The sequence below is a fragment of the Bacillus sp. A015 genome, from assembly GCF_053851875.1.
In genome coordinates, this window is sequence record NZ_JBSPZB010000003.1 from 1 (window position 1) to 15,722 (window position 15,722).

Annotated in this window: 16 protein-coding genes; 13 read left to right on the top strand and 3 right to left on the bottom strand. The window is 40.3% G+C overall.

The genetic code is table 11. The annotated features are described in order from the left end of the window. Window positions 1-207: 207 nt before the first annotated feature. The 3 genes from ACSLGF_RS03265 to cls all read right to left on the bottom strand — a co-directional run bounded on the left by ACSLGF_RS03265 (window position 208) and on the right by cls (window position 2,707). Entirely contained in the window at window positions 208-462 is a 255-nt protein-coding gene (locus ACSLGF_RS03265; protein WP_456002528.1) for a general stress protein, read from the bottom strand. Window positions 463-535: 73 nt separating this feature from the next. After that, window positions 536-1,498 (bottom strand): UV DNA damage repair endonuclease UvsE, encoded by a 963-nt coding sequence (gene uvsE, locus ACSLGF_RS03270; protein WP_456002531.1) that lies wholly within the window; start codon window positions 1,496-1,498, stop codon window positions 536-538. 12 nt (window positions 1,499-1,510) lie between these two features. Further along, entirely contained in the window at window positions 1,511-2,707 is a 1,197-nt protein-coding gene (gene cls / locus ACSLGF_RS03275) for a cardiolipin synthase (RefSeq protein WP_456002534.1), read from the bottom strand. Window positions 2,708-2,851: 144 nt separating this feature from the next. Here cls and ACSLGF_RS03280 point away from each other — a divergent pair, with 144 nt between their 5' ends. The 13 genes from ACSLGF_RS03280 (at window position 2,852) to rpoE (ending at window position 15,632) form a co-directional block, all read left to right on the top strand. After that, window positions 2,852-4,963 (top strand): heterodisulfide reductase-related iron-sulfur binding cluster, encoded by a 2,112-nt coding sequence (locus ACSLGF_RS03280; protein WP_456002536.1) that lies wholly within the window; start codon window positions 2,852-2,854, stop codon window positions 4,961-4,963. A 101-nt stretch (window positions 4,964-5,064) separates the two neighbouring features. Further along, the gene (locus ACSLGF_RS03285; RefSeq protein WP_456002539.1) at window positions 5,065-6,240 is read left to right on the top strand and encodes an acetyl-CoA C-acetyltransferase; all 1,176 of its coding nucleotides are present in this window, start codon (window positions 5,065-5,067) and stop codon (window positions 6,238-6,240) included. Between the two features lie 19 nt (window positions 6,241-6,259). Next, window positions 6,260-7,123 carry a 3-hydroxybutyryl-CoA dehydrogenase gene (locus ACSLGF_RS03290; RefSeq protein ID WP_099726527.1) on the top strand — a complete coding sequence of 288 codons (864 nt, stop codon included), beginning with the start codon at window positions 6,260-6,262 and terminating at the stop codon, window positions 7,121-7,123. Between the two features lie 11 nt (window positions 7,124-7,134). Next, complete coding sequence (locus tag ACSLGF_RS03295; RefSeq protein ID WP_456002542.1) at window positions 7,135-8,247, top strand: acyl-CoA dehydrogenase family protein; 1,113 nt, start codon at window positions 7,135-7,137, stop codon at window positions 8,245-8,247. Window positions 8,248-8,263: 16 nt separating this feature from the next. After that, complete coding sequence (locus tag ACSLGF_RS03300; RefSeq protein ID WP_456002545.1) at window positions 8,264-9,406, top strand: acyl-CoA dehydrogenase; 1,143 nt, start codon at window positions 8,264-8,266, stop codon at window positions 9,404-9,406. A gap of 352 nt (window positions 9,407-9,758) precedes the next feature. Further along, entirely contained in the window at window positions 9,759-9,947 is a 189-nt protein-coding gene (locus ACSLGF_RS03305) for a hypothetical protein (protein ID WP_456002548.1), read from the top strand. Window positions 9,948-11,113: 1,166 nt separating this feature from the next. Next, window positions 11,114-11,404: an uberolysin/carnocyclin family circular bacteriocin gene (locus ACSLGF_RS03310; protein WP_256499084.1), complete on the top strand. Its 291-nt coding sequence runs from the start codon at window positions 11,114-11,116 to the stop codon at window positions 11,402-11,404. A 150-nt stretch (window positions 11,405-11,554) separates the two neighbouring features. Then, window positions 11,555-11,731: a hypothetical protein gene (locus tag ACSLGF_RS03315; protein ID WP_456002551.1), complete on the top strand. Its 177-nt coding sequence runs from the start codon at window positions 11,555-11,557 to the stop codon at window positions 11,729-11,731. A 32-nt stretch (window positions 11,732-11,763) separates the two neighbouring features. Then, window positions 11,764-12,870: a hypothetical protein gene (locus ACSLGF_RS03320; protein ID WP_456002554.1), complete on the top strand. Its 1,107-nt coding sequence runs from the start codon at window positions 11,764-11,766 to the stop codon at window positions 12,868-12,870. A 13-nt stretch (window positions 12,871-12,883) separates the two neighbouring features. Further along, a complete protein-coding gene (locus ACSLGF_RS03325; protein ID WP_456002557.1) occupies window positions 12,884-13,414 on the top strand; it encodes a stage II sporulation protein M in 531 nt (176 codons plus the stop codon). Between the two features lie 26 nt (window positions 13,415-13,440). Next, window positions 13,441-14,055: an ATP-binding cassette domain-containing protein gene (locus ACSLGF_RS03330; protein ID WP_456002560.1), complete on the top strand. Its 615-nt coding sequence runs from the start codon at window positions 13,441-13,443 to the stop codon at window positions 14,053-14,055. Next, the gene (locus ACSLGF_RS03335; protein WP_456002563.1) at window positions 14,034-14,537 is read left to right on the top strand and encodes a hypothetical protein; all 504 of its coding nucleotides are present in this window, start codon (window positions 14,034-14,036) and stop codon (window positions 14,535-14,537) included. Before ACSLGF_RS03330 ends, ACSLGF_RS03335 begins: the two co-directional genes overlap by 22 nt. A 558-nt stretch (window positions 14,538-15,095) precedes the next feature. Beyond that, the gene (gene rpoE, locus ACSLGF_RS03340) at window positions 15,096-15,632 is read left to right on the top strand and encodes a DNA-directed RNA polymerase subunit delta (protein WP_456002566.1); all 537 of its coding nucleotides are present in this window, start codon (window positions 15,096-15,098) and stop codon (window positions 15,630-15,632) included. Window positions 15,633-15,722: the final 90 nt, after the last annotated feature.

A 15,722-nucleotide genomic window follows, 5' to 3' on the forward strand; every position in this document is an offset into this window, starting at 1 on the left:
GGAAAACAGAATGTGAGTGAGCAAGTTCTTCTCACAGCTGCGTGCCAGAACATGAAGAAGATTGCCACACACCTAGCGAAGCTAGGCTAGGTGTGTGGGAGGCCTTTTTCAATACATTTCATTCTTCATACATACGTTAAAAATAAAAAAGATTGTAGAAAAACATGAGTTTCTCTACAATCTGAGCAGCCCCTAGGCTGCTCATTTTCATGAAACCTTCTCTTTTTCAAATGGTTGAAGGAGATCTTGTGCCTTTTTTCCCTCTACCACAATTAAGTAGTCTGACTCTAAATGAGTGAGCCTGAAGGTTTCAAGCTCTACGATGTTTTTAATGTTGCACATTGTTTTTTTAGAATATACATATAAACGATGCTGAGCCTGATGGCACTTTTCATATAGAGAAATAAGCTTATGTAAATTCAATGCTTTCGCAGCGATTCGGATTGAATAGATTTGAGACATCTTCATATCCTCCTGTTAATTACTTTCTCACAATAGCTTTGTTACCCCTATTTGCACAGGGGTAAACCTTTCTCTATGATTTCCACTCGATGGTTCCTCCGCCCGTTCGCCGATTACCTCTAATCGCAGACAGCTCTTCGACAAGGCGGAGCAGGGCTTGATCCTTTAGCTTTGCCTCAATCATAAAATCTACATCGCGCCCATAAGGCTTTAATGCTTGAAAAAGCGGTAAGACAAAGGACATATCCACTCCATCCGCATGGCTGCGTATCGCCTTTTCTGATTTTGGTGAGGACAAATGGATTTTAGGCGGAATGCCAGTGTTGATCCAGGTGTCGAACGTTCTTGGCAGGATATCATCAAGCGCGTCATCGTCATCTTTGTTTGCCACATGATGATGGTAATCAAAAACAAACGGAATGTCGTGCTTTTCGCATACACCGAGCGTTTCTAACGACGTATACGTTTTGTCATCATTCTCAAGAGTCATTCTCGCCTTGATATGAGCCGGAAGCTGTTTTATATTTTCATCAAAGCGGTGAAGTGCCGATGCCTTATCTCCATATGCACCGCCTGCATGAATATTCATATAGCCTTCCTTTTCGAGCTTCATCGCCTCAAGCATCTGATAATGATACGTCATATCAATCACGGCATTCTCTGTAATTGAGGGCTTTGGGCTTGTAAACAAGGTAAATTGATTGGGGTGAAAGCTCACTCGTAACCCGTGCCGTTTGACCAACTCGCCAATCTCAAGGAATTCCTTGCGAAAGGGTGTCACAAAGTCCCAGCGAACCTCGGGATGGGTTGCCAGCGGAACAATCGAGCTGGAAAAACGGTAAAGCGGAATGTCATGAGCAATCGCAAAATAAAGTGTTCTTAATGTATTCACGAGATTGGCCTTCGTAGTTCGCAATAAAGCCTCTTCTCTTTCTTCCTTTGAGAGCTTGCTGTATCTTGCAAAGGTCAGCGACTTGGCAGGAGAAGCTTCCCACAGGGTGACGGCATTGGAAACATAACCAAATCGATAACGCATATGTCATCTCCTTTATAAAAAATACGAGAACATGGCGCCTACCCACTCAAGCGGCCGTGTGAAAAGTGGGCGCTGTTTAAATTTCTCTTCTGTCATGAGCTCAGACACTTCAATGTGTTCACGAATCTTTTCCTCCACGTGTGCAGTAAAGACTTCATCATCAATGGCGACATCTATTTCCTCGTTTAAAAACAAGCTCCGTTTATCAAAATTCGCCGTACTGATGATGCACCGACTGTGATCAATGAGAATCGCTTTCGAATGATAAAACCCTTTATAAAAACGATACACAAGGCAGCCAGAGGCAATCAGATCCTTCAAATAATGAAATCCAGCTTCTTTCACAAAAGGATGATCCGCCTTCATGGGGATGATGATTTCGACAGTGACGCCTCGCTTCCGTGCCTCAAGCAGGGCCTTGAGAAGAGGGGCTGATGGAATAAAATAAGGCGTACAGATGGTGATCTGCTGCCTAGCCTGCTGAATATCATGGAGAAATAAAGCTTCTAAAGAAAAGCCAGCAGTCGCACGTGTAGTGCATTGTAATGTTCCCGGTTCCAATGCAGGGAAAACCTCGTATTGCAGCTGATGTATGCCTGATGCTCGGTACAAATCATTGAGGAACACATGCTGGAGGTCTGCGACAACCTGTCCTGTCATTCGCAGGTGATAGTCCTTCCAAATGCCAAACCGGCCGTTTTTCCCTACATATTCATCGCCGATATTAAACCCGCCAATATAGCCAATCTTCCCATCAATCACCGTAATCTTGCGGTGATTTCTCATGTTTAAACGATAAATCAAAAAAGGAAAACGAGGTTTATTTAAAAAATAAAATTGAATGCCGCTTTTTTTGAGCATGTCGATCGACTTTTGATCAAATGGATAGGAGCCTAATCGATCGGTGAGCAAAAAGACCGAAACGCCTTGCTCTGCTTTGGCTTTAAGTGCTTGTAAGATCCTTTGCCCAATCTTGTCGTTCTTTACAATAAAGAACATCATATGAATAGAAGAAGAGGCCTGCTGAATATCAGTGAGCAGCTGATCAAAAATTGGTTCGCCATCATGATAAAAGGCTGCATCGCCACTTGTCTGGTCAAAAGTCCGTTCGAAAGCATGGGTAGAAAAATATTTCTTTGCCATATAAAGGTCCAAAATCACGAGTAGTACGATTGTGATAAGTACGAGTAGGATGATCAATGCGATCATGAAGGGTCCTCCTTTTTTTGCATATTTCAATAGTGTACCCAAACGCACAAAAAATATTGACTGAATACTCATTCATTATTTATGATAGAGGTACAACATGGAAACGGAACAAAGTGGGTTGTGGGGAATGAAAGGGGGAGCAAGATGAATAGCCTTTTAATGATGAACTTGATCGCATTTGCGGCGGTGACCGCTTACGCTGTGTATTTGTTTATTTATCTCATTCGAACACGAGCGGCGTATATTCGTCTTGGTAAAAAAGAAGAGTTTCAACAGGACATGAAGAAGCGTTTAGAGCGTGTATGGGTCAATGTGTTTGGGCAAAAGAAGCTGTTAAAGGATAAGAAGAGCGGCATCATTCATGTGCTGTTTTTCTATGGATTTATTCTTGTTCAGTTCGGAGCCCTTGATTTTATTATGAAGGGACTTGTCCCAGATAGCGGGCTCCCGTTAGGTCCGCTGTACGGCGTCTTTACGTTCTTCCAAGAGGTCGTCACACTTCTGATTTTAGTGGCGGTTGTTTGGGCTTTCCATAGAAGATATGTGGAGAAGCTTGTCCGTTTAAAAAGAGGCTTTAAATCAGGTCTTGTGCTGCTGTTTATTGGCGGCTTGATGCTGACAGTATTATTAGGGAACGGCATGAACATCATCTGGCATGGACACGCCCTATCACCAACTGAGCCAATAGCTTCGGGCATTGCTTTCTTGCTGGGCGGGCTCTCGCCTCTTGCGGCAACAATTGTTTTTTATGTCGCATGGTGGGTGCATCTTCTCATTTTACTGACGTTCTTAGTGTACGTTCCGCAGTCTAAGCATGCTCATCTTATTGCAGGACCGGTGAATGTATTTGTCAGCAGATTGGACCCGCCAGGCAAGCTGCAAAAAATTGATTTTGAAGATGAGACACAAGAGACCTTCGGTGTTGGGAAAATGGAAGATTTCCGTCAGTCTCAGCTGATCGATCTTTACGCCTGTGTGGAATGTGGGCGCTGTACAAATATGTGCCCGGCAACAGGGACAGGGAAGATGCTTTCTCCAATGGATTTGATTTTAAGGTTAAGGGATCATTTAACAAATAAAGGGGCTGCTATTACATCAAAGACACCGTGGGTCCCGCAGCTTGCCTTCAAGCAGACAACAGGGAATCAGCTGGCGATGCAGGCGAGAGGAGCTGGAGCGGAAGAATCAGCTGCCAGCACCATGTATCATCCATCTCTCATTGGTGAGGTCATTACGGAAGAAGAAATCTGGGCATGTACGACTTGCCGAAACTGTGAAGATCAATGCCCTGTCATGAATGAACACGTCGACAAAATTATTGATATGCGCAGATATCTCGTACTGACAGAAGGAAAAATGGATGCAGATGCACAGCGTGCCATGACAAGCATTGAGCGCCAAGGGAACCCATGGGGATTGAACCGGAAAGAAAGAGAAAATTGGCGTGAACTTAGAGAAGATGTGCATGTGCCGACAGTGAAAGAGCTGAAAAAAGCAGATCAGACCTTTGATTATTTATTCTGGGTTGGTTCAATGGGAGCATATGACAATAGAAGTCAAAAGATTGCGCTTGCCTTTGCAAAACTGCTCAATGAAGCAGGTGTCTCCTTTGCCATCCTAGGCAATAAAGAGAAGAACTCAGGCGATACACCAAGAAGACTCGGGAACGAATTTTTATTCCAAGAGCTTGCCACAAAGAACATTGAAGAATTTCAGAAAAACGGCGTGACAAAGATCGTCACGATTGATCCACACGCCTACAATTTATTTAAAAATGAATACCCAGACTTCGGGCTTGAGGTAGAAGTATACCATCATACAGAATTACTGGCAGAGCTAGTGAAAGAAGGGAAAATAACACCTGTACATGAAGTGAACGAGGTGATTACCTTCCACGATTCTTGCTATCTGGGCAGATATAACGAGGTGTATGACCCGCCAAGAGACATTTTAAAAGCCATTCCTGGTGTGACGCTGAAAGAAATGGAGCGCAATCGTGAAACCGGTATGTGCTGCGGTGCAGGCGGAGGCTTAATGTGGATGGAAGAAGAGACAGGTACTCGGATTAACACAGCACGAACGGAGCAGGCCTTACAGGTGCAGCCATCCATCATCAGCTCAGGATGTCCTTATTGTTTAACCATGCTGGGAGACGGAACAAAAGCGAAAGAAGTAGAGGAGCAGGTCGGCACATTTGACGTCGCAGAACTTCTTGAAAAATCAGTGTTTGGAGAGGCTAAAACGCAGGCTTCGTAGAGTGGCAGGCCGATGAATATGATGTTCATCGGCCTAAGCATGGCGCTGTTCATCAGCTGCCTGGACAATATGTAAGCGGTAACAAACAGGAGGGGAAATACATGAGCACGACAGTCATTGTATCTGGAGCGAGAACATCATTTGGAAAACTGGGCGGATCTTTAAGTGGTTTAACTGCCGCAGAATTAGGCGGAATGGCGATCAAGGCTGCGCTGGAAAGAGCCTCAAGTTCTCATGAGGTGGATGAGGTCATCATGGGAAGTGTCCTTCAAGGAGGACAAGGTCAGATCCCTTCTAGGCAAGCAGCTAGATATGCTGATCTTCCATGGTCGGTTCCGACGCAAACCATCAATAAAGTCTGTGCTTCTGGAATGCGCAGTGTCAGCACAGCAGATCAAATCATTCGAGCAGGTGATGCGGAGGTCATCGTGGCGGGTGGTATGGAATCCATGTCTCATGCCCCTTATCTTCTAAAAAAAGCGCGATGGGGCTACAAAATGGGAGATGGCGCGGTACAAGATGCGATGATTTTAGATGGATTAACCTGTTCGTTTACAGGTGTTCATATGGGCGGGTATGGAAGCATGGCAGCGAAGGAGCTCGGCATCACGCGAGAAGAGCAGGACCTTTGGGCGCTAAGAAGCCATGAACGAGCCATTGAAGCTCAAAAAAACGGCTTTTTTAAAAATGAAATCACCCCAGTCACCGTCAAGACGAAAAAAGGAGATCAGCTGATCACAGAAGATGAATCCCCGCGGCGTGATACGTCATATGAAAGGTTATCAAAGCTCATGCCTGTTTTTGATCAGACCGGTACCATCACTGCTGGGAACGCACCAGGTGTCAATGACGGAGCAAGTGCGCTTCTTCTAATGAAAGACACATATGCTAAGCAGCATGGCGAAAAGCCAATGGCTGTCGTGCTTGGACATACACAGGTAGCAGTAGAGGCAAAGGACTTTCCAAAAACACCAGCCTTTGCGATCGAAAAAATGTTACAGAAAACAGGAAAGCGTGTAGAGGATATCGATTTGTTTGAAATCAATGAGGCTTTTTCAGCAGTGGCTCTGGCATGCGAAAAAATACTCGGGCTGGACCGGCGGAAAATGAATATCAACGGAGGAGCAGTCGCGCTCGGTCACCCGATTGGGGCAAGCGGAACACGTATCATACTGACCTTGATTCATGCACTCAGACAAAGAGGCGGCGGCATTGGCATCGCGGCGATTTGCAGTGGGGGCGGTCAAGGAGATGCCATCATGATCAAGGTGGATTAAAAGGGAGGCGTTTATTGTCATGCGTACAGAAGAGACCGTCATGGTCGTCGGGGCTGGTCAAATGGGATCAGGCATTGCCCAAGTATTTGCTCAGTCAGGCTACACAGTCCTGCTCCATGATGCACAAGAAGAGCAGATTCATAGAGCGATTTCCTCCATGACCAAACAGCTGACGAAACGAGCGGAAAAAGGAAAGCTGGCACATCAGGCAGTCCGTGATATTACGCAGCGGCTTGCCATCTCAACAGATTTAAAGGACGTACAGCAGGCTCATTTGGTGGTTGAAGCGGCATCTGAACAAATGAGTGTTAAGAAACAAATCTTTAAAACCCTCGATCAATTTGCAGAGGTGAAGACGATATTTGCGACAAATACGTCTTCCTTATCGATCACAGAATTAGCAGCCGTTACGACAAGGCCAGAGCAGGTCATTGGCATGCATTTTATGAATCCGGTTCCTGTGATGAAACTGGTTGAGGTCATCCGTGCCCTGCAAACGAATGACGAAACGTATCAAATCGTTTTTGAAACAGCGAAGAAATTAAACAAAACCCCAATTGAAGTGGAAGACTTCCCGGGGTTTGTCTCAAATCGTATATTGATGCCGATGATCAATGAAGCCATTTATACCCTTTATGAAGGCGTGGCAGATGCAGAAAGCATTGACAGCGTCATGACACTTGGAATGAATCACCCAATGGGTCCGCTTCGTCTCGCTGATTTAATCGGACTGGATACATGTTTATTTATTATGAATACCCTTCACGAGGGTCTTGGAGATAGCAAATATCGACCTTGTCCTCTTTTGAAAAAATACGTAAGCGCAGGCTGGCTTGGCAGAAAGACAAAGAGAGGTTTTTACACATACCACGACCACTCATAGGGGGAGTCAAGATGGATGTTTTGCTAACGGAAAAACAGCGTCTCTGGAGAGAACAAGTGTCCTCATTTGCACGCCAGCATGTATTCCCTGAAGTAGAAGCCATGGAACAAGGCCAGTTTCCAAGCACACTTTTAGCTGAGATGGGACGGCAAGGCTTTCTAGGGCTTCCGATACCAGCTGCGTATCAAGGATTAGGGGCAGATTTTACAACGTATATCATCGCGATTCATGAATTGTCGAAAGTGAGTGCAACCATCGGTGTCATTGTGTCCGTTCATACATCTGTTGTGACGATGCCTATTTTGGCTTTTGGTACGACCGAGCAAAAAGAATCCTATGTTCCGCTGCTTGCGTCCGGGCAGAAGCTGGGAGCCTTTTGCCTGACTGAACCAACAGCTGGCTCAGATGCTTCTAGTATTCAGCTTAGAGCAGAGCGGGTAGACGACCACTATGAGTTAAATGGAACGAAAATTTTTATCACAAGCGGCGGGGAAGCAGAATTGTATCTTGTATTTGCAGTGACAGATCCCGCTTCTGCTAAAAAAAATATATCGGCGTTCATTGTCGAAAAAGATACACCGGGGTTTACGATCGGAAAAGATGAGAAGAAGATGGGGCTGCACGGATCAAAAACAGTGACGCTTCATTTTGATGGCGTGCGAATTCCGAAGGGGCAGCTGCTCGGTGCAGAAGGAGAGGGCTTCCGAATGGCCATGTCTAGCTTAAATGCGGGGAGAATCGGTATCGCGGCCCAAAGCCTTGGTATTGCAGAAGCCGCATTAACGGAGGCAGTGACTTATTTAAAGCAGCATCCAGCTGGTCTTGAAACGACCATTCGGCTAGGCGATTTGGCGGCGAAGCTTGAAGCGGCCAAGCTGCTCGTCTATCAAGCAGCTTCTTATAAAGAGGCAAATCGCCCGGTCACAAAGGAAGCGTCGATGGCGAAGTTATTTGCTTCAAAAACGGCGGTTGAGATCAGTACAGAAGCGATCCATTTGCTAGGCATGGACGGTTATACCAATCGATATCACGCAGAACGCTATTTTCGTGATGCGAAAATTTGTGAAATCTATGAAGGAACAAGTGAAATTCAAAGGCTGGTCATTTGTAAACAGCTAATATGAAATGAGGTGGCTCATGATGCAGTTCCAATTAAGTGACGAACATGAAATGATACAAAAAATGGTGAGAGATTTTGCGAGAAATGAAGTGGAGCCAACAGCAGCAGAGCGAGATGAGACAGAAACCTATGATCCAGCTATTTTTCGCCAAATGGCGGAACTCGGTTTAACGGGCATACCTTGGCCGGAAGAGGTTGGCGGGATCGGCAGTGACTATTTAGCCTATGTCATAGCGGTTGAGGAGCTCTCAAGAGTGTGCGCCTCTACTGGCGTTACCCTGTCTGCCCATACATCTCTCGCCTCATGGCCAATCTATACATTTGGGACAGATGAGCAAAAAGAGACCTATTTAAAGCCGCTTGCAGAGGGACAGAAGATAGGAGCATACGCTCTCACTGAAAACGGCTCCGGTTCTGATGCCGGCGGAATGAAGACAACAGCAGTGAAAGCGGGTAGTGAATACGTCCTGAACGGTGCGAAAATCTTTATTACAAATGGAGGCATTGCGGATTATTATATTGTGTTTGCCGTGACAGACCAAGAAGCTGCATCTCGAAATACAACCGCTTTTATTATAGAAAAAGAGACACCGGGCTTCTCGATAGGTAAAAAAGAAAGCAAGCTGGGCATACGCTCATCGCCAACAACTGAAATCATCTTTGAAGATTGTCGCATTCATGAAAGGAACCGGCTCGGCAAAGAAGGAGAAGGGTTTAAAATAGCCATGATGACGCTCGATGGCGGCAGAAACGGCATTGCTGCACAGGCTGTTGGGATCGCCCAAGGCGCTCTTGATGCGGCGGTCAATTATGCAAAGGAGCGCAAGCAATTTGGAAAACCAATCATTCAGCAGCAAGGGATCGCTTTTAAGCTAGCCGATATGGCGACAGCGATTGAAGCCTCAAGGCTGCTCACCTATCAGGCAGCATGGCTTGAAACGAAAGGGCTTCCGTATGGAAAGGAATCAGCCATGTCCAAGCTCTTTGCCGGTGATACAGCCATGAAGGTGACGACAGAAGCCGTTCAAATCTTCGGCGGATACGGCTATACAAAGGATTACCCAGTCGAACGATACATGCGTGATGCGAAAATCACTCAAATTTACGAAGGAACACAGGAAATCCAGCGGCTGGTCATTTCGCGGAAACTGCTAGATAAGTAGAAAAAGCAAAGACCACCTGAACGTGAGGTGGTCTGTTTTAGTGCGGTTCAATCAGCTTTAAAATTTTAAATCAGTAGCAAAATCTAAAGTTTTTTTAGTGGTGGAAAAAGGATTGTGTCAGCAGTATAACAGCTTTAACTTAATAGTGACCTGTCACCGATGATGTAGAGAGTATTGATACATATGAACTGGCAACAAACTTACTAAAGTATTAGACGATAATAAAGAAATAGGTAAATATGCATAAAAGGTAATAGTTAATTTCCCCTTAATTTAAGAGAATTTCCAGTATCGATCCATCTTATCATGGGATTATGTTAAAATTGAAGAAATATAAATATGGGAGGTTATTATGAGCACTGCTACCACCTTAGGAATCGTAACCATGGTTATATGGATTCTGGTTTCCGCAGAACTTTCGAAGACTTCAAAAAAAGACAATGATCAAAAAGAAAACAGTAATAGAAAATTAATTGTATTAATGTTTGCAGGAATTGTATTGACCATAGCTGTAGTAATCTCATTATTTCAGAAACTTTAGATTAAGATAGAGTATAAAAGTGTATAGCTATAAAGTTTTCATCAATTAATTTTTAAGCATATTATATATTATAAGTAAAACTGAGGCAATCATCTCTTAGACATCACATAATTAAAGCAAATCTCAATGCTTGAGATATATAAAATTAATCATTAGTAAATAAATGCCGAAAGTGTTTTCAATTTTGCGGAAATATCAGGATTTAGCTTCATTCTAAAAGAGAATGGATTTCTAAAATGATAAATATTATTCAAACTATATAAATGAAGAAAAGATTTTATTTGTCCGAATATCTTGATTTAAAGAAATTGCAGAGATGACCAGTGAGATGTTTAATACAAGAATAACACCTTCGAAAATAAAGCCTTTAATTAAGTACATTTATTCTAGTATCAACCGAAGTCGAGACAGCTCAATATGAGTGTTTCGATTTTTTTGAAATCGAGAAATTGGTTTATTTTAAGTAGTTGATTCCACCCATTTAAGTCTTTTTTATCATCGGTATACAGGGGCTTATATTGGGTTTTGAAGAATAGTAAGTTTATTGAATTTTCTAATATATTAAAATTTTTCAAAGGATGTCATAGGAACTGCGATGTATAAAGATACTGACATGTTCGATCAGGTTATTAGCATTTTAATAAATGATAAGGTTCTTGTCTTTATAAGATTCAAGTGTATGATGTACTGCCAATTCAATTCATCAATTCTCTTGAATTCAAAATAAGTTTACAGAGAATAGAATGAGAGAGAGCTATTCATTGAATTTAGCTCTGCCTTTAGTAAAGATGAACGTTTTTTATTAATAATATTCCGTTAATAACTTCAAGGATAAAGGTAGCTTATCATACCTATAAATATAAATGCCATCATCTTTTAAGTCATGATAAAAGTTACCTATCTCTAAGACAGGTCAATAAAAATATGAACGAATTGATTTTTTGATAGTGTTTATTAGAAATTTTGACTAGTTTTTAGAGAATCAGAGCATTTTATGCCATTACATAAGTGCCCTGTAAAAATGGAAAATGAACTTAATCCCTGATAATAGTTGGTTATAAATACCTCTATTTAAATTAATATTACATATTTTACAAAAAATGTTGAAATGTAATTTAATTCTTGTTAGACTAAAAGAGTGGTAAATAATAGAAGGAGGTCATATTATGACAAAAGCAACAGATTCTAAGTTTTATGCTTTATTATCGCTGTTACTTCTTGCGGTAACATTAGTAGCTTTAGTGATTGGTAATGGTTCTTTAATTGCAGCAAATCTTGGTGTTAGTTCTGGAACCGCGTTTGCAATGGTTAATTTCTTAGATACTTGGTCCTCAGTAGCAACTGTCATTACTGTCGTTGGCATGTTCACTGGTGTAGGAACAATTAGTGCAGGTGTAGCTGCTACTATTTTGGCTATCCTTAAGAAAAAAGGAAAAGCTAAAGCTGCTGCTTTTTAATCTCAAAAAAAATCATCTCAATCTTTATTGAGATGATTTTTTCTGAGATTGTATGGTGAAACGGTGTCAATAAACGGCGACTTTAAAACTAATTTAACGTTTTATGCCCATTATGGATTATTATAAACATTAATTAGGAGGTATTTCTTTATGATAAAAGCAAAAAAAAATTGTTTATTCTCACTAGTGTCATTAGCAGTTACAATGGCATCTTTTATTGTTGGTAGAGGTTCTTTAATTGCAGCAAACTTTGGTGTTAGTAAAGGGAATGCGGGTATTTTGGCTGAACTTAAAAAACAAGGAAAAGCCAAAGCTGCTGCTTGTTAAAGTGACTTATGTACAAACTAGAGCTATTTAAAATGTATGATCGAAGTATAATGGGGTACCTCAATTATATTGGGATGATTCTTTTTTCTTTTATTGTTATGGTAGCGATTATTTTCTATCGCGGTGTGATTCCCAGCTCTTACCTGAACAGCTTTATTTTTATTTCAATATATATTGTGGCTACAGCAAATATCAATCGTTGTGTATTACCATACAGAAGACAACAACCAGGCTTGGTCTTTATCTCTAAACAATTGTTGTTGAAACATTTATTCTTTACTATTAAAAAAGGATATGCAGTTCAATTATTTCTTGCTTGTTTAATCTCTTCAACTTTTTTGTTAGTAGAAAAGCAATATTTAATTATTATACTATCAATTGTTGTTATAATACTTTCCTTTGCATCTCAATTATTGTCTGGTCTATTCAATATCATGAACAGAATACTCCTTTTGTTACAATTTTGGTATATGATAATGTCCTTTTTTGAAGCAGTTATTATACTGCAGATAGTACAATCTCTTCTTATTTATATTTACATAAGTAATTCGCATAGTATACCGCCGACAACTGGACTTTCATTTTTAAAAAGTGCTAATAAGAAATATAGATCTGGAAGTATTCTTTATCTATTTTTGTCTTATATAAAGAGCAATAAAATATTAATAGTCTTAATAGGTACCTTAGCTTCAGTGCTTACTTATTTTGCTCAATCTCTTTTAACAAAAGTAGAAAACCTGCCTGCGCTAATTCTAGTCTATATAAACTTTATAACGATCTTAGAAATCTTAATAGGGTCAAAAAAGGAAGAGATCATGCTTGATAAGGCAAGAGTCGAGACGTTGCAAGCCTCTTTGATTGTAAGTCCATATGAGAGGTTTAAATCCAGCACGATTTATTTACTATGTCTTGTGCTGATTTTTGTAAGCATGTGTGGAATCGTCGGAGTAATGATAAACACTTCCGATATCTCAATCATTCTTAAAAATACTTTATCGATTCCTATTATAACCTTTATTGGGGTCGTATATTTCAGAAAAACAGAACTATTAATCAGCGATTATGAACATAAGTTACTGAAACTCTCCTTGCCGATTTTATTACTAATATGCATTACAATTTTCACTATTACTTCATGAAAAGAGGAGGAAAATGATACATAAAAGATTGAAATATTTTCTGTGGTACTATTCTATCTACTGTATATTACTGATAGGTACAGGGATTTATCTTGGGAACATAGTCAACAAAGATTTATTTGAAGCAGCACCGCCAACTTCGGGCCAGGATTTTATGTCTGTAGTCCTGACTCATAACTTAACGAACTTTGCAATGTATCTACTGGGGTTTTTATTGTCGCCGTTATTTCAAATAATGGATTTTGGAGGTTCGTCCTTCGTCATTACGATGGGTTTTAGAACGCTAGGAGCACAAGAAGCTTTAGATAAATTAATTCCTCATGGGTTATTAGAATTTCCAAATATGTTGCTGTATCAAGGAATAAGCCAGTATGTGCTTTTCACATTAATTTATACGAAATCAATTAAAGCTGCTTTAGGTGTCATGAAAAAAATGATTCCTTATTATCTACTATCGTTAGTCATCCTAATAATAGCTGCTTTTATTGAAGGGTATGATTCCTTATTATTTTCTATCATTATCAATAATAGTTGCTTTTATTGAAGAATACTACAGAGAAGGGGATTCAAGTGGGATTAGAATTTGTAGAATGTACGAAGAAATTCAAAAACAATATGATACTAGATAAAGTGAATTTTTCAATTCCATCAGGTCTCTTTCATTTAGTGGGACGAAATGGTGCAGGTAAAAGTACTCTCCTTAAAATGATAGCTGGTTTAGATAAGAGATACTCTGGAGATATTGAGACAAACAAAGAATCGACTCTTTATTTAAATGTGGACCCTATTGGTATTCACCCATTTACAATTAGAGAAAACCTAGAGATTCTGTGGAATACGTTTAATATTGCACCGACTGAAGAACAAATGTGTAATGTGAATGATTTTTTTGATGGTAACCTAGATGGTTCGTATAGTAGAGCATCCACGGGTATGAAAGCGAAGGTAGGGTTATCTTTAGTATTCGTAAAAGATTGGGAAACAATACTAATTGATGAAACCATGTCATCTCTAGATTCAGAAAGTATAGATATGCTATCTGAAAGGTTAGTGAATCTTTCTATCAAAAAAATAGCAACCATCATATATGTTTCCCATAGCATGGTCAATAAACGCTTAAACGATCATTCAAGCATTATGAGTATAGGGGATGGGAGGCTATTATGGAACAACGTCCAAGAATAACATCACTGATATCATTGGTCATTTTTATTCTGGCCAATTATTATTTTGTCACTTTTGCTATTGAGTTGAATGGCTACATTTCAAAACTAGATGATTTGAAAGCTTTGTTAGAGGATATCTCCTATGAAACGATGTTGAATCTAATTGTTGTAATCACCACAACTTTAACAACAATAAGCCTCTTAGTACAGTATCTAATCGGTAAATTCTTATTAATGATCTTTGCTCCTGAGGTTAAGAGTCATTTGTTTTATGCTCTGATTCCTAAGATTCTCATTATGTTTATTAATGTAATATGTATGGGGATTTTGCAAGTACATAGCTTATGGTTGTACATCTTCACAGCACTTATAGGATCGATTCTCATTTTGATCTTTTTCCAGTACAAAAAAGCGAACTGGAAAGCATCGATTCTCTTTGCGGCACCATTTATTATTGATGCTTTAATTTCTTTAGGAAAAGAAATAGTTGCTGTACTGTAATGAATGATAAGTAAAGCATGAACTTTCAAGTGAAGAAATAAGATGTATAGTTGATTTTCAAGATAAACAAAGCTTGCGAAAAAGAGGCAACGGTATTCGCACAAAATGAAGACAAGGTCATCAAAGAAAAAAGGTTTTAAAACAAGTTTTTTCATTAAGGGTACACGTAGACTTAAACCCGTTTACGTGTACCTTTTTATAAGCTTTATAAAAAAATGATAATCACTTCGTCCGATCGATAGCCGACCAGGTGCCATTGTCTGTACAGTCATTGTATTCATTCATCAATAACGCCTCTGACTGTTTCGATTTTTTCTATTTGAAGGACGCATACAAAAAGCATGCCGCACACAAGAACCAGTCCAATTTAACGCAGATGATGAACCTCTAGGTGCTCCCCGTGAGAAAAAATCAAAATTTAACATCAATAAAGGTGGCATAAACTCCCCTAATTTGTTTATAATGAGAGGTATGGTTTGTCGTAAGAATAAGGTATAAATACTTATTATTTCACTGATAAATGGATACATACATGTAATAGAAAGGGAGTGTCTGACCTTGAGTTTGAAAGAATACTCACAGGAACAGCTCAAACAAATGTCTTTAGTTGAACTTGCTTATGAAATTTTCAGAGACAGCAAAACACCGATTACGTTTTCCGAGTTAATAGATGAAATGATCCGTTTGCAAGGGATACAAAAATCTGATCTAGATGATCGACTTGCCCAATTTTATACAGACTTAAATATAGATGGTCGCTTTATTTCGTTAGGTGATCAGAGATGGGGACTTCGCAGCTGGTATCCAGTTGATCAAATCGAAGAAGAAGTTCAGCCAGCTGTGAAAACAAAAGCGAAAAAGAAAAAAACAAAAGCAGCTGTCGTTGAAGAAGACTTCGATGAGATTGAAGAGGAAGAAGAAATCGAAGAGCTTGAAGAAGATCTTGATCTTGTTGAAGACGACGATGATCTCGACTTAGATGAAGAAGAAGTTGATGAAGATCTAGAAGACTTCGACGAAGATGATGACGAAGATGATGACGGCTTAACGGAGATTGATGAAGACGATTTAGACGAGGAAAAGGAAGGCAAATAACCCTCTCAAACCGGTCCTTAAAACAGGACAAAACCGTCTTGACTTTCGAGAGCGAACTATGTAGTATGTATTTTGGGCTCTCTAAAAAGA